Origin of the sequence: Spongiactinospora gelatinilytica (genome assembly GCF_003236385.1) — a bacterium.
GTDB classification, from domain to species: Bacteria; Actinomycetota; Actinomycetes; order Streptosporangiales; family Streptosporangiaceae; genus Spongiactinospora; species Spongiactinospora gelatinilytica.
Genome location: NZ_POUA01000055.1, coordinates 1 through 20191 on the forward strand (window position 1 = coordinate 1; position 20191 = coordinate 20191).

Annotated in this window: 19 protein-coding genes; 16 read left to right on the forward strand and 3 right to left on the reverse strand. The window is 70.9% G+C overall.

Going from position 1 to position 20191, the window contains the following annotated elements:
* Positions 1–817: 817 nt before the first annotated feature.
* The 8 genes from C1I98_RS09905 (at position 818) to C1I98_RS09940 (ending at position 9723) form a co-directional block, all read left to right on the forward strand.
* Complete coding sequence (locus tag C1I98_RS09905) at positions 818–2146, forward strand: PucR family transcriptional regulator (RefSeq protein WP_111166865.1); 1329 nt, start codon at positions 818–820, stop codon at positions 2144–2146.
* Between the two features lie 70 nt (positions 2147–2216).
* Complete coding sequence (locus C1I98_RS09910; RefSeq protein WP_111166867.1) at positions 2217–2711, forward strand: VOC family protein; 495 nt, start codon at positions 2217–2219, stop codon at positions 2709–2711.
* Between the two features lie 617 nt (positions 2712–3328).
* Positions 3329–4384 carry a BMP family ABC transporter substrate-binding protein gene (locus C1I98_RS09915; RefSeq protein WP_111166869.1) on the forward strand — a complete coding sequence of 352 codons (1056 nt, stop codon included), beginning with the start codon at positions 3329–3331 and terminating at the stop codon, positions 4382–4384.
* Positions 4359–5978: an ABC transporter ATP-binding protein gene (locus C1I98_RS09920; RefSeq protein ID WP_111166871.1), complete on the forward strand. Its 1620-nt coding sequence runs from the start codon at positions 4359–4361 to the stop codon at positions 5976–5978. Before C1I98_RS09915 ends, C1I98_RS09920 begins: the two co-directional genes overlap by 26 nt.
* A complete protein-coding gene (locus C1I98_RS09925; protein WP_111166872.1) occupies positions 5975–7078 on the forward strand; it encodes an ABC transporter permease in 1104 nt (367 codons plus the stop codon). Before C1I98_RS09920 ends, C1I98_RS09925 begins: the two co-directional genes overlap by 4 nt.
* A 7-nt stretch (positions 7079–7085) precedes the next feature.
* Positions 7086–7985, forward strand: coding sequence for an ABC transporter permease (locus C1I98_RS09930; protein ID WP_199536837.1), 900 nt, complete (start codon positions 7086–7088; stop codon positions 7983–7985).
* Positions 7982–9013 (forward strand): zinc-binding dehydrogenase, encoded by a 1032-nt coding sequence (locus C1I98_RS09935; RefSeq protein ID WP_111166874.1) that lies wholly within the window; start codon positions 7982–7984, stop codon positions 9011–9013. The genes C1I98_RS09930 and C1I98_RS09935 overlap by 4 nt, the downstream gene beginning before the upstream one ends.
* A gap of 59 nt (positions 9014–9072) precedes the next feature.
* The gene (locus C1I98_RS09940) at positions 9073–9723 is read left to right on the forward strand and encodes a class I SAM-dependent methyltransferase (RefSeq protein ID WP_111166876.1); all 651 of its coding nucleotides are present in this window, start codon (positions 9073–9075) and stop codon (positions 9721–9723) included.
* Here C1I98_RS09940 and C1I98_RS09945 read toward each other — a convergent pair.
* The 3 genes from C1I98_RS09945 to C1I98_RS09960 all read right to left on the reverse strand — a co-directional run bounded on the left by C1I98_RS09945 (position 9720) and on the right by C1I98_RS09960 (position 13001).
* Positions 9720–10376, reverse strand: a complete 657-nt coding sequence (locus C1I98_RS09945; protein ID WP_233507640.1) for a thymidylate synthase — start codon at positions 10374–10376, stop codon at positions 9720–9722. The genes C1I98_RS09940 and C1I98_RS09945 overlap by 4 nt on opposite strands.
* A 148-nt stretch (positions 10377–10524) precedes the next feature.
* Positions 10525–11337, reverse strand: a complete 813-nt coding sequence (locus C1I98_RS40380; RefSeq protein WP_146607352.1) for an MFS transporter — start codon at positions 11335–11337, stop codon at positions 10525–10527.
* A 176-nt stretch (positions 11338–11513) separates the two neighbouring features.
* Entirely contained in the window at positions 11514–13001 is a 1488-nt protein-coding gene (locus tag C1I98_RS09960; protein WP_111166882.1) for an aldehyde dehydrogenase family protein, read from the reverse strand.
* Between the two features lie 120 nt (positions 13002–13121).
* On the opposite strand from C1I98_RS09960, the gene C1I98_RS09965 reads away from it, so the two are divergent.
* The 8 genes from C1I98_RS09965 (at position 13122) to C1I98_RS10000 (ending at position 20008) form a co-directional block, all read left to right on the forward strand.
* Positions 13122–14507 carry an amidohydrolase family protein gene (locus C1I98_RS09965; RefSeq protein WP_111166884.1) on the forward strand — a complete coding sequence of 462 codons (1386 nt, stop codon included), beginning with the start codon at positions 13122–13124 and terminating at the stop codon, positions 14505–14507.
* A gap of 2 nt (positions 14508–14509) precedes the next feature.
* Positions 14510–15532 (forward strand): zinc-dependent alcohol dehydrogenase, encoded by a 1023-nt coding sequence (locus C1I98_RS09970; protein WP_111166886.1) that lies wholly within the window; start codon positions 14510–14512, stop codon positions 15530–15532.
* Positions 15533–15606: 74 nt separating this feature from the next.
* Positions 15607–16788, forward strand: a complete 1182-nt coding sequence (locus tag C1I98_RS09975; protein ID WP_111166888.1) for an FGGY-family carbohydrate kinase — start codon at positions 15607–15609, stop codon at positions 16786–16788.
* 38 nt (positions 16789–16826) lie between these two features.
* Positions 16827–17222 (forward strand): VOC family protein, encoded by a 396-nt coding sequence (locus tag C1I98_RS09980; RefSeq protein WP_146607353.1) that lies wholly within the window; start codon positions 16827–16829, stop codon positions 17220–17222.
* A gap of 238 nt (positions 17223–17460) precedes the next feature.
* Positions 17461–17916, forward strand: coding sequence for a VOC family protein (locus C1I98_RS09985; protein WP_111166892.1), 456 nt, complete (start codon positions 17461–17463; stop codon positions 17914–17916).
* A gap of 49 nt (positions 17917–17965) precedes the next feature.
* On the forward strand, positions 17966–18382 hold the full coding sequence (locus C1I98_RS09990) for an ester cyclase (protein WP_111166908.1): 417 nt from the start codon (positions 17966–17968) through the stop codon (positions 18380–18382).
* 11 nt (positions 18383–18393) lie between these two features.
* Positions 18394–19176: a class I fructose-bisphosphate aldolase gene (locus tag C1I98_RS09995; protein WP_146607354.1), complete on the forward strand. Its 783-nt coding sequence runs from the start codon at positions 18394–18396 to the stop codon at positions 19174–19176.
* A gap of 190 nt (positions 19177–19366) precedes the next feature.
* Positions 19367–20008: an RraA family protein gene (locus C1I98_RS10000; protein ID WP_111166896.1), complete on the forward strand. Its 642-nt coding sequence runs from the start codon at positions 19367–19369 to the stop codon at positions 20006–20008.
* Positions 20009–20191 lie beyond the last annotated feature (183 nt).

Sequence of the window (20191 nt, forward strand, 5' to 3'; positions counted from 1 at the left end):
CTCCAAGAACTGCGCAAACCCCGATGGGGCCGGGGTTTGCGCAGTTCTTGGAGGACGGCCTGAACCGAAAACGCATGTCATGTGGCATGTCACAGGTGACGACATCACCGTCTGAGGAGTTCTGTGCTCGAAGCACAGAGTGTCATCCCAGGTCGTATGGGATTTTCGCAGTCGTGGCACGGGTGGCGGGGCCGATCGCGGCCCAGGGAGACGAGCGGCTTGGAAGGCGGGACGGCGGGGCATCGGCGGTCATCGCCACGCGATCGTCGGCAAAAGTGGCGTCGGAGGACTTGACGCGGGGTACACGGGCGTTACGCCGGTAGAAAGCGAGCAGGGAACGCATCGTGGCGGAACGCGGTGAAGGTGGGCGAGGCGAGACCGTTCGCCGACGCATGCCCCGAATCCGTGGAGCGACCCCTGCTACGCGCACGTCCTCGGGGCCCTGCCCTGCGGCCGACGTGTCCGGATGCGGACGACTGGGCGGAAAACGGAGGGCCGGTGCGTCCGCCCGGAGAGCGGTGGACCATCATAGCCGGATCAAGCCCGTCGAAAGCGCCGCGCTCGATCCCCGCGATCGTGCCGTCGCCGTCCCCCTCAGCGAGAGTGCCAATGCCCCAGCTCACGGCCTCCCCGGCGACCTCGGCGAGGGGCGGTGTGGCCGTACGCCGCCCGCCCGGCCACACTTGCGTTGCTTCCTGTTACGTGAACGTATTGTCACACCTCGATAAGGATGTCCTAAAAGACGATAGATGCGAAGAATTATCCCTAGATACCGTCATCTGTGGATAGGCGAGGGCGGCCAGAGCATGGAGGGTGCATGGACCGGCTGGGCGTAGGCGGGAAGCTGGACGGGCTGACCGCCGGTTCCGAGCGCGAGCTCGGCCGTCCTGCGAGCCGTGCCCGGGGGCCGGTGGATCCGGGGGACCATCGGGCGCGGCCCACCGAAGCAGGGGCCCAGGCCGGGCCCGCAGGCACCGGCCCCACGGACGACGGGCCCGCGAACACCATGCCCGCCGGCGTCGGCCAGGTGGACATCGAGACGTTCGCCACCGAGCTGAACGAACTCGCGCTCGGCGGCGAGGGCTGGAAGGCCGTGCTGGCCAGGGTCGCCGAGCGGACCGGGCGGGCGGCCCGGCTGATGGGCGTGCACGGCGGGGTGTTCGCCGCGACCGACGGCGGCGACGCGATGATGAGCCCCGCCGAGGTCGCCAAGGTCTTCGCCGAACGCGAGCCGGTCACGGTCACCCTGGAGGACGGCTGGCCCGCCCGGGCGCTCGCGGTGTGGGCCGGGCAGCGGCGCGTGGGGCTGCTGCTGCTCGCCGAGCCGGTGGACGACGGGCTGCTGGCGCTGCTGAAGGCGTCCTCCACGGCGGTCGCCATCGAGGCCGTGCGCAGGGACGCCGCCGCGACCGCCACCGCGGAGACGGCCAGCCGCCTCATCGACGAGCTCCGCTTCGGCGCGCTGCGCGGCACCGACGAGCTGACCAGGACCGCCGCCAGGTTCGGGCTGCGGCTTTCTGAGCCGCACGCGGCCGTCGTGTTCGACTACGGAGGGCCCAACCGGCGTACCTGGTCCACCGCGCTGTCGTGGCTGGAGATGCCGGTCCGCCAGGAGGACACTCGGGGCTGGACCGTGCTCGGCGGCGGCGACCTGGCCCGCGAGATCACCAGGATCCGGGTGCGGTTGCAGGGCATGGTCGGCGACGGCACGGTACTGGCGGCCACCGGGCCGGTGGTGAACGACCCCAGGGAGACCGCGCGCTCGTTCCGGGACGCCGAGGTGGTGCTCGGGCTGCTGCGCCGCCGTACCGGGGAGACCGAGCTGCTGCACTCCGCGCTGGGCCTCGCGCAACTGCTCCTCGCCGTACCGCCGGACCGGCTGCGCGCCTTCGTGAACCAGCAACTCGGCCCGATCCTGGACCGCCCGGAACTCATCTTGACTTTGGACGCCTGGCTCGCCACCCGCGGCAGCCGGGCCAATGTCGCCGAACAACTCCACCTGCACCGCAACTCGGTCGGCTACCGCGTCGGACAGTTACGCCAGTTGCTGGGCACCGATCCACTCGACCCCGAGGCCGCGCACCGGCTGCGCACCGCGCTCACCGCCCGTGAACTACTGGACGTCTTCTCGCAACGAACCCCCTGATGAACTGTGGACACTCGAACCAACGCGCTGATCGACGAAACGACGAATTTAAGAACCACCGGAGTGAGCAATGGGTGTCACAGGGATGAACCACGCGGTGCTGTACGTCCGGGACGCCCGCCGTACCGCCGACTTCTACCGGGAGACCCTCGACTTCAGGGTGATCATCGAGGACCCCGGCGGCCGGTACAGCTTCCTGCGGGCACCCGACTCGGGCAACCACCACGACCTGGGGCTGTTCACCATCGGTTCGGGGGCGGGCGACTCACAGGCCGGGCAGCGGACGGTCGGGCTGTACCACATCGCCTGGGAGGTCCGCACGCTGGCGGAACTGGCCGCCGCCCAGGAACGGCTGGCCGCCGCGGGTGCGCTGGTGGGCGCGAGCGACCACGGCGCGAGCAAGAGCCTGTACGCAAAGGACCCCGACGGCCTGGAGTTCGAGGTGATGTGGCTCGTTCCAAGCGAGCACTGGGGCGCCGAGGAGCACGAGGCGATCATCAGGCCGCTGGACCTCGCCGCGGAGCGCCGCAGGTACGCCGAGCAGGCGGAGGGTGCCGCCGAGTAACCGGGCGTCCGCCCATTTGATGAAAAAACGATTCCAAATTGTGCTTGCGCGATCCATCGCTTCTGAAGCAGCACCGAAATGCCACTCGATAATGTGTTCGCGTTAGAACGAGTTACCTACACCCTTGACTACGGAGCCAGCGGGGGGCCATACGGGAAGTGATCGGCCGAGCGTGCACCACGCATCGGGATCACGACCACGATCTTGAAAGGAGATGGCACGCCGCGAAAACCCCGGAAATCCACCTTAACCGGCTGCGGCAACACAAATGATCGCTCGCATGGTATAAACCCCTACGATGGAGAAACCCATGACAGAACACGTGTGGCGTTTCGTCGACTTAGCCTTCACCAGAATTTCGTCGAGCGCCGAGTGTCGCGTCTGCACCGGAGGCGTACTCCAGCGCAACCTCCGGCGGATTGGTGAAGGACGCACACCGAACCCTCCTCACTCCGGGAACGCGAACACGTGAAATCCGCCGGCGCACCCGGCCGAGGCGCCCGCGACGGGCGCCGTCGCCGTGTCGGCGGCTGCCATGGGCACAGCATCTTGGTATCCCGGTGGGGGGCCGAACCCGAGTCGCGAGACTGACCCCCACGTCCTTGGAAGGCATTGCGATGAAATCTTCAGCACGGGCAACCCTCGCGATCCTGGTCGCGCCCGCATTGCTGCTCACGGCTTGCGGCGGCGGGAGCGACCCGCAGAACAGCAAGCTGACCGGCGCGAACGCGAAGGGGCAGCCGGACGTCAACGGCGACGGCAAAGTCGTGATCGGGGTGCTGAGCATCGGCGACACCCACGACAAAGGCTTCTTCCAGAGTTTCGTCGACGACGCGAACACCATCGCCCGGTCCAACGGCTGGGAGGTTCGCACCATCGACAACCTGAAGGTGGGCGACGCCAAGAACCAGGCCCTCAACCTGTGCAGGCAGCGCGTGGACCTGATCGCCATCGGCTCGGGCGACCTGGGCAGCGCGCTTGACGCCGCCCCGGAGGCCACCTGCAAGGACACCAACTGGTACCTGAACGGCGGCGCCGGCCAGATCAAGCAGACGAAGTACTTCAACCAGTCTCTGGACAGCGTCAACCAGACCCTCTACACCGCCGGTTACGCCGCGGGCCTGGAGCTGAAGGAGCAGAACGCCACAAAGGTCGGCTTCATCACCGGCCCCGAGGAGGACTACGCCAAGCAGGCGGTGAAGGCCTTCACCAAGGGCGCCCAGGCCGTCGTGCCGAACGCCGAGGTCATCTCCACCTACACCGGCAGCTTCGACGACGCCGCGGTCAACGTCGAGGCCTTCAACGCCATGCAGAAGAAGGGCATCAAGGTCGTCTACCCCTACCTGGGCGGCGCGACCGACGCGGTGACCAAGAAGGCCAACGAGGCGAAGATCCCGGCGCTCAGCTCCGGTACCGACCGCTGCATGGACACCACCGTCAAGTACGAGATCTCCGTCGTGTTCGCGCCCGGCGCGTTCTTCGCGGCCGCCCTGCAGCGGTTCCAGAAGGGCGACCTGAAGATGGGCGAGGCCACCCGCTACGTCATCGGCAATGACCCGGTCCCCTCGGTCAAGTTCTGCAATCCCGTGAGCGACCAGGCCGAGAAGATCACAGAGCTGATGAAGTCCATCGGCAACGAGACGTTCGATGTCGACAAGGCCGTCGACGGATAACGGCGACACCGCCACCGCCGGGACCGCCGCCACGGCGGCCCCGGCGCCGGCGGTGGAGCTGACCGGCATCACCAAACGCTTCGGCACCGTCGTCGCGTGCGACGACGTGCGTCTCAGCGTCCAGCGCGGCGAGATACACGGCCTGCTGGGCCAGAACGGGGCGGGCAAGAGCACCCTGATGAAGATCCTCACCGGTCTGGTCCGTCCGGACTCCGGCCAGATCATGATCGACGGCGGCGAGGTGTCGATCTCCGACCCGCTGGTCGCCGCCGGGCTCGGCATCTCCATGGTCCACCAGCACTTCAGCCTGATCGGCCGGATGCGGGTGTGGGAGAACGTGACGCTGGGCGAGCGCGGCCACGTCGACCGCGCGTCCGCGCGGCGGCTGGTCACCGAGGTCGGCGACCGGTACGGCCTGGCCGTGGACCCCGACCGGGCCGTGGAGGACCTGACCACCGGCGAACGCCAGCGGGTCGAACTGATCAAGTGCCTGCGCCGCGACCCCGACCTGCTGATCCTGGACGAGCCGACCTCCGTCCTGACGCTCAAGGAGTCGCACGAGCTTTTCTCCGTGCTGCGCCGCGTCACCAAGGAGGAGAACAAGACGGTCATCCTGATCAGCCACAAACTCGACGAGATCCTGCACGCCACCGACCAGGTGACGATCATGCGTTCCGGCGCGGTGGTGGCGCGCCGGCGGACCGCTGACACCGACGTGCGGGAGCTGGCCAGGGAGATGGTCGGCCGCGAGGTGTCCAGGCTCACCGCGGGTTCCGCCGTCGGCGCGCTCGACGCGCTGGTGGAGGACATCGGGGCCGCCAAGGAGGCCAAGGAGGAGGACGAGGAGCGGGAGGTACGGCTGCGCGTCACCGACGCGCACGCCACCGGCCGCGACCGGCGCCCCCTGCTGCGCGGCCTGTCCCTTACGGTGCACGCCGGGGAGATCCTGGGCCTGGCCGGCGTGGAGGGCAACGGGCAGGCCGCGCTCGGCGACCTGCTGTCCAGCCTGCTGGAACTCGACAAGGGCACGGTCGAGGTGTGCGGCAAGGCGGTACGTGCCGGACGTCCGGGGGCGATGCACGCCGCCGGGGTCGGCGTCGTACCCGAGGACCGCCACGTCTCCGGCTGCGTGCTGGACATGTCCCTGGCCGAGAACCTGGCCATGGCCGACCTCGGCGAGGTCGCCAGGGGCTCGTTCCTCAGCCCGCGCCGGCTGCGCTCCCGCGCCGAGCGGCTGATCAGCGAGTTCGACATCGCCGCGCCCGGCCCCGACATCCAGATGCGCCGGCTGTCCGGCGGTAACCAGCAGAAGGTGGTGCTGGCCAGGGAACTGGCCGCCGATCCCAAGGTGCTGGTGGTCGCCCAGCCGACGCGCGGGCTGGACGTCGGCGCGATCGAGTACATGACCGAACGCATTCAGAAGGCCGCGGAATCGGGGATCGCGGTGCTGCTCATATCGACGGAGCTGGAAGAGATCCTCACGCTGGCGCATCGGATCGCGGTGATCCACCGGGGTGCGATCGTCGGCGAGATGACGCGCGCGGAGGTGGACGTGGAACGGCTCGGCATGATGATGGGCGGTCAGGCGGCATGACCGCGCTCACGACCCGGCTCCCCCGGATGGTCAAACCGGCGGCGCTGCACACCCTGCTGCTCTACGTGGCCTCCTTCGCGGTGGCGCTCACCCTGGCCGGCGCGCTGGTGACGCTCACCGGCAAATCCATGTCCGAGACGGCCTACGCGCTCTACCAGGGCAGCCTGGAGGGCGGCGGCTCCATCGGGCTCAGCATCGACGAGGCGACCCCGCTCCTGCTGGTCGCGCTCGGCGCGATCGTCTGCGCCCGGGCCGGCATCTTCAACATCGGCCAGGAGGGCCAGCTCCTGATGGGGGCCATGGCGGGCGCGGTCGTCGGCCTGTTCATGCCGGGCCCCGGCTGGATGGTGATGGTCGGCTCGCTGCTCGGCGCCGCGCTGGGCGGGGCGCTGTGGGCGGGCATCCCCGCCGTCATGTACTACTGGCGCGGCGTCAACGTGGTCATCGGCACGCTGCTGATGGTCTTCGTCGCCGCCCAGCTCGCCATGTACGTCGTCACCCAGGAGAACCTGCTCCAGGAGGACGGCGAGGCCGGCGCCCGCTCGCCGCAGTCCAACCTGCTGGCCGAGGGCGTGATGCTGCCCCGCGTGGGCGAGTACCCCGATCTCAACGTGACCTCCGGCGTCTTCGTGGTGCTGGCCGCCACGGTGGCGATCGTGCTGCTGCTGCGCCACAGCACCTGGGGCTTTCGGCTGCGGATGCTCGGGCACAACCCGGCCGCCGCGCGCCGGTCGGGCGTGCGGGCCACGGTGCTGGGCGGCGGCGCGCTGCTGATCTCCGGAGCGTTCGCCGGGATGGCCGGCGGCATCATGCTGAGCGGCACCATCGGGCGCTTCCAGCCCGGCATGGCGGACAACGTCGGCTGGGAGGGCCTGCTGGTCGCGCTGGTGGCGCGCAACCATCCGGTGGCGGCGATCCCGGTGGCGCTGTTCTTCGGCGGGCTGCGCGCCGGGGGCGGGTTCCTCGCCTCGACCGGCGTGCCTCGGTACCTGGTGTCGGTCGTGACCGCGCTGCTGGTGATGGCGGCGGTGTTCCCGGCGGCGTACGCGGAGCTGAGCAAACTCCGCAAGCGCAACAAGCCGGTCGTCGTGGAGGGATGAGCGGTCCGTGGACGATTTCGAGCTCATCCTGGGAAGTGCGGTACGGCTGGCCGTGCCGCTCATGTTCGCCGCGATCGGCGAGTGGATCGCCGAGCGGGCCGGCACGCTGAACATCTCCGTCGAGGCGATGATGCTCGGCGGCGCGTTCACCGCCGTGACCGGCGCGGTGGCGACCGGCTCGCCGGAGTTCGGGCTGTTGTGCGGGATCGTGACCGGCCTGGTGGTCGCGCTGATCCACGCCAACCTGAGCCACCGCCTGTCGGTCAACACCTACGTCGTCGGCCTGACCCTGAACGTGCTGGTGCTCGGCCTGACCAGCTACCTGGCCGACAAGACCGAGTTCTTCCAGGTCGCCAAGGTGGCGATCCCCTGGCTGTCCAGCCTGCCGATCGTCGGGTCGGCGCTGTTCGACGTCCGCTGGACCGCCTACCTGCTGATCGTGCTGATCCCGCTGGCCTGGTGGCTGGTCCAGCGCAGCCGCTGGGGACTGGAGGCGCGGGCCGCCGGGGAGAACCCGCAGTCGGCCGACGTCACCGGCATCCACGTCAACAAGCGCAGGCGGCAGGCGCTGCTGATCTGCGGGCTGCTCGGCGGCCTGGGCGGGGCGCACCTGGCGGTGGCCGAGGTCGGCACCTTCAACAGCAACATGACGGCCGGGCGCGGCTACATCGTGCTGGCCGCGGTGATCTTCGGCGGCTGGACGCTGCGCGGCGCGCTGGCCGGGTGCCTGCTGTTCGGCGCGGCCGACGCGCTGCGGCTGGCCCTGCCCGCGCTGGGCTACGAGCTGAACGCCCAGTTGCTCATCGCCTCGCCGTACCTGCTGGCGCTGGCCGCCATGTTCTTCCTCGCCAAGAGCCATCGCGGCCCGGCCGCGCTCGGCGCACCCTTCGTCCGAGGTATCACGTGAGAGCGATCCAGTACGACACCCATGGTGGCCCCGAGGTACTACGGGAGGTGACGATCCCCGACCCGCGATGCGGGCCGTCGGACGTCCTGATCGAGGTGCGGGCCACCGCCGTCAACCGGCTCGACGCGTTGCAGCGGCGGGGGCCGGGGCTGCTGCCCGGGTTCTCGCTGCCGCACGTCCCGGGCAGCGACGTGGCGGGCGTCGTGGCCGAGGTGGGTTCGCGGGTCACCACGAAATCCGTCGGGGAGCGCGTGCTCATCGACCCGTCGCTGCACTGCGGGGTGTGCCTGGCCTGCGAGCGCGGCGACACGACGTACTGCTCCGGCCTCCAGGTCCTCGGCGGCACCCGGCAGGGCGGATACGCCGAGCTGGTCGCGGTACCGGAGACGCACGTCCACCCGGTGCCCGCGAACATCGGGTTCGAGGAGGCCGCCGCCGTACCCACCGTGTACGGCCTGGCCTGGCACGCGCTGACCGTGCGCGGCGGGCTGCGCGAGGGCGAGACGCTGCTGGTGCACGGCGCGGGCAGCGGCATCACCATCGCGGCGGTACAGATCGCCAAACGGCTCGGCGCGCGCGTCATCGTCTCGTCCGCCTCGGACGAGAAACTGGCCAGAATGACCAAGCTGGGCGTGGACGCGACGGTGAACCACGCCACCGGCGACCTGGCCGCGCAGGTCCGCGAGGCCACCGGCGGGGTGGGCGCGGACATCGTGCTCGACCACGTCGGCCCCGCCCTCTTCCAGGAGTCGCTGGCCGCGCTGCGGCTGCGCGGACGGCTGGTGTTCTGCGGCAACACCACCGGCCTGGTCGCCTCGTTCGACGTGACGGACGCCTACCATCGCGGGCTCACCCTGGTCGGCGCGGAGATGTACACCTACGAGTCGTTCGGGCGGATGCTGGGGTGGCACGGGCAGGCGGGGTGTGAAGCGGTGATCGACTCGGTGTTCCCGCTGGCCGAGGCGGCCGACGCGCATCGGCGGCTGGAGGGCGGGGAGGTGTTCGGCAAGATCCTGCTCACGATCTGAGCGCGCGCCGGGTAGCTTGGGGTTCCGATCAGCTCACGCCCCGCCGGAGGAGCCCGCGAATGTCCGCTGCCGGAGACGCCCTGCACCGGATGGTGTTCGGTCTGCTGTCCATGGTGCCGTCACGGGGGCAGGGCCGGCTGCTCGGGCGCTACTTCGACTGGTGGCACCGCAACCCCGACCCGTGGAACTACCACGGCGAACCGTACGAGAAGTACAAGCACAAGCGCACCATCGAGGTGCTGCCCGCGCGGCCGTACGCGCGGATCATCGACGTGGGGTGCAGCGAGGGCACGTTCACCCATCTGGTGGCCGCCGCCTACCCGGAGTCCGAGACCCTGGGAGTGGACATCTCGCGGCGGGCGCTCGCCCGCGCCGAGTCGGGCAAGGACACGTCGAGCGCGAGGTTCCTCGCGCTCGACATCCTCAACCAGTCCCCGGGCGGGTCCTTCGACCTGGTCTTCTGCGCCGAGACCCTGTACTACCTGGGCCGCTCGGGGCGGTTGCGGCAGGCGTCGGTACGGCTGGCCGGGCTGCTCGCGCCCGGGGGGCTGCTGGTGCTGACCCACCCGTGGCCCGAGGCCCGGCGGCTCTACCGGTGCCTCGACGCCGATCCTGCGCTGCTCCGGACGGCGGAGCACGTCGACGACGGGTCCGGCAGGCCGTTCGCGATCACCATCTACCAGCGGCAGGCCGCTGGACAGCCTGCTTAGGACGCCTGGCGCAGCTCGCTCACCTCCCGCAGCACCGCCGCGACCGCCTCGGTGTCGGCCAGGTAGATGTGCGGCACGTCAACGAAGATCCGCAGCGGCCCGCAGGGCAGCCGCAGCCGTTCGGCGACCCCGGCCTGCACGTCGCGCAGCGGCAGATAGTTGAGGTAGCTGGTGTAGGCGTTCTGTGAGCGGAACGCGGCGGTCGCCACCAGCCGGCCGTCCCGCACCCGGAACGCCAGCCCGGACAGGCACGGCACGGCGTCGAACGGCTCTCCCGGGGTGGTGAGCGACAACCACCCGCTCTTGCTGTACGGCCGGGCGCGCAACAGGTCGATGACCCACGCGAGCTGGTCCACTCCCTGCAGGGCGCGCAGCCGCGCGCCGTAGCTGTACTTGAACGGCGGGATCACCGCGCGCCTGGTGAACTTCCGGGTGTACAGCGGGATGAGCCGCCGGTCACCGTGCGCCGTGACGACCGGGTCGTCCAAGCGCACATCCTCGATCTCGAAGAGCACGGCCGGGGCCTCGATGATCGGGCCTCGGTCGTCCTCGGCGGGCCTTCCGGTAGCCCAGACATGGTCCAGCAGCCAGACCCACGCCTCCCCACAAGACTTCCATGTTCGGATCCCCGCCTGAATGTCGGGGTTGGGCATCACGTCTCCATATTCGGGAACTGGTAGGGATTCGATGGGAGTCTGCGCCGGCGCGAGACATTGGCCCGCACGTAGTACACGAGGTAATGCAGGAGGGTCAACAACCCGATCACCAGCACAAGGAGGAACGCGCCCGGATCACTCCCGCTCAACCCGAGCGCGCCGACCGCATCCGCAGGAACGGCACGACGCTGAGCAGCCCGAACGCCATGGCCAGCGCGAACACGTACCACGGCACCCCGGACCACGCCGTCAGCGCCCCCGGCTGGATGACCTTCGCACTGGCCAACGCGATCGTCGCGGCGAACGGCGCGGACAGCAGCGCCATCGCCAGCCGGGTCATTTTCAGCCGCTCATCCTTGGCGGCGAGGTAGACCGAATAGATCCCGGCGAAATCGACGGCCAGCAGTTGGACGAATTGGGAAGGTTCGACGGGTAGGCCGTCCTGTCCCGGCGGTAATGCCGCACCGCCGCTCTGTGGCAGCGTCCTCCGCATTACTGGCCAACCCCAAAGGTGCTCCGACATGCTGGTCACGGACCGCCCGACGTCGCAGGACGCCGCACAGTCGGCTCCACTATTATTAACCACTCCGGGTGGTGCTGCGTGGTCAGAACGGGCTTTTCCCGTAAATCCCGCATAGCTAGGTTTAGCTAACCTGGAAAACCGTTCGCCGGAAGCGGCGGGTGCGTGCGAATCCCCGGCGTCGATCAGGTCAGTGAGCGAACCGCCCGGCGCTCGCGTAGGAGGAACAGCGCGAGCACGGCCGCGGCCCCGAACCGGCCCGCGAGCCGGGACCCCGCGGTGGACCCGACGATCAACCAGGATGCTGTTCGGCAGGAACGTCAGGCCCGTCTGGAGCGCGGTGAGGCCCAGGACACGCTGGACGTACAGGGTGGTGAAGAACAGGTTGGACGCGATGATCGTGGTCAGCGACAGGGCGATCAGGTTGGCCGCGGCCACCCCCGGCACCCGGAACGACCGGAACCTGACCAGCGGTGTCCGGACGCGCCGCTCCACCGCGACGAGGACGGCCGGAGATGCCACGGCGGCGGCGAGCAGCCCCAGGGTCGGGCCCGCGGTGAAACCCTCCTGTTCGCCCCGGGTGTCGTCCGCCGAATCGCTCAGCCGATCAACGGTCAGGCGCGGGTCTGGATGTTGAGGGACTTCAGGCGGGTGTAGGCGTCCAGGCCGACGCGGGAGTGGCCGCTGGACTTGCGGGCCTCGCCGCGGCCCTCGTTCATGTCCGGGGTGAAGTGGCAGTTGACGTTGACCGAGCCGCAGTCCAGGGCGGATGAGACGCGGAAGGCGCGCTCCAGGTCGCGGGTGAAGACGGTGGCGTTCAGGCCGTAGGGGGTGCCGTTGGCGAGGGCCAGGGCCTCCTCCTCGGTGGAGAACGGCGTCGCGGCCAGGACCGGGCCGAAGATCTCGCGCTGTTCGACCTCGCTGCCCGGCCGTACCCGGCCGAGGACCGTCGGGGCCATGAACGTCGGGTGGGCGCGCTCCGGCAGGGCCGGGGACCCGACGATCTCGCCGTCGCCGGCGGCGATGGCCCGGGACAGGAAGCCATGGACCTTTTCGGCGTGCCGCTCGTTGATCAGCGGGCCGATGAACGTGTCCCGGTCCAGCGCGTCGCCGATCGGCAGTCCGGCGGCGGCCTCGGCGACGCCCTTGACGACGTCGTCGTAGATCCGCTCGTCCACCAGCAGCCTGCTGCCCGCCGCGCAGACCTCGCCCATGTTCACGAAGGCGGCCATCATCGCCCAGCCCACGGCCTGCTCGACGTCGGCGTCGGCGAAGACGATCACCGGGGACTTGCCGCCGAGTTCCAGGTTGGTCGGGGTGAGGTTGCGGGCGGCCAGTTCCATCACCCGGCGGCCGGTCGCGGTGCCACCGGTCAGGCTGATCAGGTCGATCCGCGGGTCGGTGACCAGCCGCTCGCCGACCGTCTCGCCCGCGCCGAGCACGATGTTCAGCACGCCCGCGGGCAGCCCGGCGCGGGAGAGCATCCGGCCCAGCTCGACCAGCGTCACCACCGCCTCCTCCGGCGGCTTGGCGACGATCGAGCACCCGGCCGCCAGCGCGGTGGCGATCCGCTGGCTGCCGGTCATCAGCGGGCCGTTCCACGGCAGGAGCTCGGCCACCACGCCGGCGGGCTCGCGCATCCGCATGGTGAGGACCTCGGGGCCGCCGCCGGGCAGCAGTTCGGGCGGGTAGGCGCTGCGCCGTACGTCGCCGTGCGCGGTCCTGGCCAGGGCGGCGGCGTGCGAGAAGGCGTTGGCCGCCTCGAAGATGTCGTACGTGATCGCGCCGCTCACCGCCTTGCCGGTGTCCAGCGCCTCAAGGGTGGCCAGCCGCTGCGCGTCGGCCCGGATCTCGGCGGCCACGGACTCCAGCAGTTGCGCCTTCAGCCCGCCCGGCATCCGCCGCCACTCGCCGCCGTCGTAGCTGCCCCTGGCCGAGGCGACGGCCGCCTCCACCTCGGCGGTCGTCGCCTCGGCGTAGTGGGCGAACGTCTCCCCCGTGGACGGGTCCACCATCGGAAGGACCTTGCCGTCGCCGACCTCGCGGCCGTCGATGAGCTGCCGATACGGGTCGCTGTCGAGCCATGCCGGGTCGTAACGCATGGAGGAAGCCTTCCGATAAGTGGATCAACGGGCATTGTGTTCCAGGCATGGACTCTGCCTGACATGTTGTGCTCCGGGGCAGATGACCCCACCGGCCCGCTGAACCTACCGTTCGGTTGCATGGTGCTGATCCCGGATCTCCTGGTCACCGGCGGCGACGTCGTGACCATGAATCCCCGTCGCGAGGTGCTGCTGGGCGGCGCCGTCGCGGTGGCGGGAGATCGCATCCTCGCCGTCGGCGGCACCACCGAGCTGCGCGCCCGCTGGCCGGACGTACTGGAACTGGACGCCTCCGACTGCGTGGTCACGCCGGGCATGGTCAACGCCCACCAGCACTTGACCGGCGACCCGCTCGCCCGCGCGTGCATCCCCGACGACATCGACTCCGAGGAGTCGATCCACGGCTGGGCCGTACCGTTGCACCAGGCCCATCTCCCCGAGGACGAGGAACTCTCCGCCCTCCTCGCCTGCGCGGAGAACCTGCGCAACGGGGTCACCACGATCATCGAGGCCGGGACGGTGGCGAGCCCCGAGCGGGTCGCCGCCGCGATGACGCGCGCGGGTGCGCGCGGCACGGTCGGCACGTGGGGCTGGGACGTCGCCGACGCCCCCCACGCCGCCCCGGCCGATGAGGTGCTCGACCGCTTGTGGGCGGTGGTCGAGTCCTATCCGGCGGGCGGCCTCGTCGAAGGCAGGGTCACCCTTGTGGGGCACGGCCTGGCCTCCGACGGGCTGCTCGCCGGAGCGGCGGACCTCGCCCGCCGTACCGGGGCGGGCATGACCATGCACATGTCGCCGGGGCGCGCCGACGTGGACCACTACCTGGCCCGTTCCGGCCGCCGCCCGCTGCTGCACCTCGCCGACCTGGGCGTACTCGGCCCGCACCTGCTGCTCGCGCACGCGGTCTGGCTGGACGACGCGGAGGTGGACGCGCTGCTCGGCTCGGGTACGGCGGTCGCGTACTGCCCGTGGGCGTACCTGCGGCTGGGGCAGGGCGTCACCCGGGCGGGACGGCACGCCGAGATCTTCACCAGGGGCGGGCGGGTCGCGCTCGGCTGCGACGCGGGCAACGCGGGCGACGCGGCCGACATCCTGCGCGCCGCCGCGCTCGCCGCCGGGCTGGCCAAGGACACCGCGATGGACCCCGGCGCGATCGGCGCGCCCGAGGCGATGGAGATGGCCACCATCCGCGGCGCGGAGGCCGTGGGGATGGAGACGCGGATCGGCTCGATCGAGGCGGGCAAGCTGGCCGACCTGGTCGTACACGACGCGACCGGTCCGCAGTGGACGCCCCGCGGCGACGTCGCCCAGCAGCTCGTCTGGTCCACCGACGGGCGCTCGGTGCGTGACGTGCTGGTCGGCGGGCAGGTCGTGGTACGGCAGGGCCGCTGTGTGACGCTCGACGAGGACGCGCTACGAATCGAGGCACGAAAGGCGTCCGCCCGCTTGCTTGAGCGGGCGGGCGTCGCCGTACGCCGTCACTGGCCACACGTTAGGAGTCACTGAATATGAGAGTCGCCGTGGTCACCGGGCCCGAGGCCGTGGAGCTGCGGGAGGAGCCCATGCCACGGGTCGGGCCCGACGAGATCCTGGTGGAGGTGGGGGCGACCGGGCTGTGCACCATGGAACGCCGCCTGTACCTGGGTGAGAAGCGGTTCTACCCGGTCGCGCCCGGCCACGAGGTCGCCGGGCGGGTGGCCGAGGTGGGGGCCGCGGTGGACGGGCTGCCCGGCTCCCCGCGGGTCGGCGACACCGTGACGGTCGACCTGCTCAGCAGGTGCGGTACGTGCGCGGCCTGCCGGCGTGGGCGCAGCGCGATGTGCAAGGCCCCGCAGGGGGGCGCGCTGTCGGACGGCACGGTGTCGTTCGGGGCGGGCCTTTCCGACGGGGTGGTGGTCAAGGCGCGGCAGGCGTACCCGACGGGCGCGGCGTCGATCGAGCACGCCGCGATGGGCGAGCCGGTGGCGTGCGTGGTCCACTCGCTGCGGCTGGGCGGGCTGCGCGCGGGCGACCGGGTCGCGGTGATCGGCGCGGGGTACATGGGACGGCTGCACCTGGCCCTGGCCAGGGCGCGCGGCGCGGGGCCGGTCGGCCTGATCGACGTCAGCGCCGAACGGCTGGCCGAGGCCGAGGCGGCGGGCGCGGCCTGGGCCGCGACCCCGCAGGACGCGCCGGCCCGTGGCGGCAAGCAGGACCTGGTGTTCGTCACGGCCGGGGCCCCGGGGGCGCTGGAGACCGCGATCGAGCTGTGCGACGACGGCGGCACGGTCGTCCTGTACGGGGCCTTCGCCAAGGACCTGCGCAGCGAGGTCGCCCCGGACGCGATCCACCACCACGAGCTGTCCATCGTCGGCGTCTACAGCCAGGAGCCGGAAGATTGGCAGGAGGCGGCGGCGCTGATCGCCTCCGGCGTCCTCGCCACCGACCTCGACGCCCTGGTCACGGCCCGCTTCCCGCTCACCGACGTCACCGAGGCCCTGAAGCTCGCCGCCACCACCCCCGTCTACCGCGTCCTTGTGAGCCCCCGGTGAGTACATCGGTGCTGGGTGTAGACGTCGGTTCGAATTCGGCGCGGGCTGTGGCGCTGGACCCTGATGGGCGTGTCGTGGCGACCGGGTCCGGGGTCTATGAAGGGGCCGAGGGCTGGGCGCAGGGGCGGGCGGAGCCCCCGGCCTGGCTGGCCGCCGTGGTCGAGGCGATCAACGAGACCGGCGTACGGCCGGCCGCGATCTGTGTCGGCGGGCAGAGCCCGACCACCGTGCCGATGAGCGGCAGCCCCGCCGTCACCGTCCTGCACCCCGCCGGCGCGACGCTCGGTTTCGAGGAGCAGCACTACGCGCAGCGCGAGATCCTCGGCACCGACGACGTCGCCCAGGTGTGGGACTGGGTGATGGCCAGGCTGGGCGCGAACGTCCGGCAGTCGCGCTGGCCCGGCGATGCCACCCTGCGCGGCTACGGCAGGCGGGCCGCCACCGGCCAGGTCATCGGCCACACCGACGGCGCGCACGGCCTGCCCTCCGACATCCCGCTGGTCGCGGGCGCGCAGGACGCCTTCTTCGCGTTCTGGGCCGGCGGCGTGGACACCCCCGGCCGGGCCATGGACCCCGGCGGCCGGACCGGGGGCCTCGCCGTCGCCGTGGACAGCCCGCCGGAGCGCGACCCCCAGGCGATGCGCAGCGCCGCGACCGGCGTGGACATCGTCGGCGGGCCGGTCAGCAGCCACGGGCTGATGATGGAGTGGCTGTCCCGGCTGACCGGGCGGCCGATCTCCGAACTACTGGACCTGGCGGAACTGGTTCCGCCGGGCGCGGACGGCGTGAGCGTCCTGCCGTACCTGGAGGGGGAGCGGGCGCCACGCTGGAACAGGGAACTACGGGGGGAGATCACCGGGCTGGGGTCCGGACACGGCCCCGCCCACATCGCCAGGGCCGCGCTGGAGAGCACCGCCTACGGCCTGCGGCACATCATCGACTCGCTGAGTCTGCCCGGCCTGGACGTGCTGGTGTGCGCGGGCGCGCCCGCGCGCAGCCCGGTGTGGTGCCAGATCAAGGCGGACGTCCTCGACGTGCCGGTGGAGGTTCCCGAGGAGACCGACCTGGCCGCGTACGGCGCGGCGCTGTCGGCGGGCGCGGGCGCCGGATGGTGGCCGCTGCCCGGCGAGGCGCCGAGCGGATCGTGGCCGCGTCCGGCGGGCCGGGTGGTGAGACCCGTGCCCCGCCAGGTCTATCGCGACGGCTACAAGCGTTTCGTCGAGTCGGGCGATGCCGCGGAACGGCGACTGCGCTAGTTGGAAGCATCAGAGCTACCTCCAGGAGTGACGCTGTGGTGAACACGCTCGTCTTCGTCGATCTGCCGACGCCGGACATCGAGGCCAGCACGGCCTTCTACAAGGAGCTGTTCGGCTGGGAGATCAACGGCCGTCCGCAGGGGGTTTTCCACGAGATCCTCCCCGGCGGCGGACCGACGCTGGGCCTGTGGAGCGAACGGGAGCAGGTGCCCGACCCGTCGCCGCGGGCCCCCCAGCCGCGTTCGGGATTTCAGCCGCGCACCTACATCCTGGTGGACGGCCCTCCCGGGGAGTACCTGAACCGGGCGGTGATCCTGGGGGCGACGGCCCTGTGGGAGCAGAGTTACTGGGAGGAGTTCGACGGCCACCACGCGTCGTTCCTCGATCCCTGGGGCAACCAGATCGTCATGTGGTGGCGGCCCGCCGATCGATGATCCGCTGGACGACGAGGACGCGCGGATCTTTGGGCTGGGGGCACATGGAGTCCCTGACCTCGGCGGACATAGCGTCCAGACATTCCTGGTACGGAGCCCGCGCCGGACCCCCCAAGGGCGTGGCCAGGAAGGGCACGGCACATGATGCACATGAGGACTCACCGACAAGGGCGTGTTCCCGCCGCTCGCCACTGACGAGCACGGCGGGCGCGCCGCCAAGGATTGACCGAGGAGAGAAATGGCTCTGAGCAAGACGCTCACCGAAGCGCGCTGGACCCACGTCGCGCTGCCCACCAGCGACCTGGACAAGGCGATCGAGTTCTACACGACGCTCACGCCGCTGGTCGTGGTCTCCACCCACGAGGACAAGGACGGGCGCAACGCCTGGCTGTCCAACGACAAGCAGGTGGAGACCCCGTTCGTGCTGGTCCTGGTGGAGTTCGCCAAGGACAAGGGCAAGAAGCAGCCGCAGCTCACGCCGTTCGCGCACCTGGGCATCGAGGTGCCCAACCGCGAGGACGTGGACGCCATCGCGGCCAAGGGCCGCGAGATGGGCTGCCTGCACTGGGAGCCCATGCAGATCCCGCCGCCGGTGGGGTACGTGTGCGCGCTGACCGACCCCGACGGCAACGTGATCGAAATCTCTCACGACCAGAAGGTCTACGAAGAGGTCCGCACGCTCTGGGGTGAATGACCCTTTGGCGGAACCCGCCTCCGGCGCATCGGATTCGGCGACCACGTCGGTGACCGCTTCGGCGACCGCGACCCGAGAGGCCGTCGAGCGCTACATCCACGCGCTCAACGGCCATGACCGGGACGAGATCGCCGCGTGCGTCACGCCCGGCTTCTTCAACGAGCACACCTCGGCGGCCGGGGTGAGCGTGCGCGGCAGGGACGCCTACCGGGAACGGCTGGCGTCGTTCCTCGCCGGTTTTTCCGAACTGCGCTACGAGGTCGAGGACATGCTGATCGACGGGGACCGCGCCGCCGTGCCGTACCGGATGAGCGCGAGGTACGGCGGCGCGCCCGTTTCCATCCGCGGCATGTTCCGCTTCCGCGTGTCGGGCGGGCTGATCGACCACCGGGTGGACTACTGGGACGGCGCGGAGTTCGAGCGCCAGGTCGAAGCGTCGGACCCCGGACCACATCGAACTTCCTGAAGGGATGCACAGTGCAGTACACATCCGCCGTGGGGGCGGGCAAGCTACGCCGGTTGCGCCGGGTCTTCGGCGATGACGGGCGCAGTGTCTTCGTCGCGATCGACCACGCCGCGTACATGGGCGAGGGGCCGCCGCTCGGCGAGCCGATGCGGGAGATCGCGGCGGGCCGTCCTGACGGCGTGCTGGCCACCTGGCACCTGGCCCGCGCCTACGCCGGCGAGTTCGCCCGGTCCGGGCTGGTGCTCCGGGTGGACGGCGGCTCCTCCGAGATCGGGGAGTTCCCGGCCGGCGACACCAGCTCGATCCTCTACACGGTCGAGGAGGCGCTGAAGGTCGGCGCCGACTGCCTGGTCATGCTGGGCTTCCCCGGCGCGCCGGACGAGGAGAAGTCGCTGACCCGGCTGGCCAGGGTCTGCGCGGAGGCCGAGACCGTCGGCCTGCCGGTGATGGCCGAGATGATCCCGGGCGGCTGGGGCCGCGCCGTCCCGTGGACGGTCGAGAACGTCGCGCGCGCCGCGCGCATCGGCGCGGAGCTGGGCGCGGACATCATCAAGACGATGTGCCCCGGGCCGCCGGAGGAGTTCGCGGCGGTGGCCGAGGCGTGCCCGGTCCCGGTGGTGGCGCTGGGCGGGCCGAAGATGGACAACGAGGACGAACTGGTCGCCGTGGCCAAGGGCATCGTCGCGGCCGGTGGCGCCGGAGTGGCGTTCGGCCGCAACGTGTGGGGCGCGGAGAAGCCGCGTCAGCTCGTGGAGCGGCTGCGCGAGGCCGTGCACGGCCCCGAGGCGGGCTGACGGTTCCGAGCGTGTCCGATCGACAGCGAGAGGCGACCGGTCGCCGCCCCCAGCGGGCGGTGGCCGGCCTTCAGGTCGTCCTGCCCGGCAACGACGACGGAGGGTACGGCGGGCCGTGAGAACCCGGGACGCTTTTCGAGGTGAAGGATCCCGAAGTTTCTCTTTATTCATTCATATGAGGTGATTATTCGTGGTTCCCCCGACCACCGCGATCGCGGACGTACTCCAGCTACGGGGCCTGACCGGCTGGCTCAGCCCACCCCTTCGGCCCATGTACCGTTCCCAAGGCGCCCTCGGCACCGCCAGGACGGTCCGGCTCGCGAGCGGTCCGGGGGACGACGGCCTGTTCCCCCTGCACCGGCTCCTGGACGAGGATCTGGACGGCCGGGTCCTCGTGCTCGCCGGCGGTCATGTCAGCGCCGGAGCCGTGTGGGGTGAGATCCTGACCCGCGCCGCGCTGGCCAGCGGCGCGTTCGGCGTCCTCGTGGAGGGCGGCGTCCGCGACGCCGACGCCTTCCGCGACCTGGACCTGCCGGTCTGGGCCCTGTACGAGGCCACCGCCGGCGCCGGGGAAGAACTCCACGTCGCCTCCGTGGGCGAGCCGGTGGACATCGCGGGCGTGCGGGTCACCGACGGCATGGCCGTGGTGATGGACTGGAACGGCGTGATCGCGCTGCCCACCACCGACGTCCTCGGCGACGCCCTGGCCTACGCCGACGCCGAGGAGGACGTGGTGATCGCGCTGCGCGACGGCTCCACGCTGGAGGAGGCCTACCGGTTCAAGGCCGAGATGGTCGCCAAACTGCGGAGCACCCCGATCACCTCGGCGTAGCCGCCGAGCGCATGGCCGTACGTTCCGCCCGGCGGGCCGCGGAGCCCTGCCGGGTTCGGCGGCCCGGCGCGAGTTCGGCGCGGAATGAGGCCGCCGTGCGCAACCGGCCACGGTGGGAGGCCGGGCTGGTGTAGCCTCACTGCGATCTCAGGCACGCGTACCTTGCCCGCATACGCGGGCTTC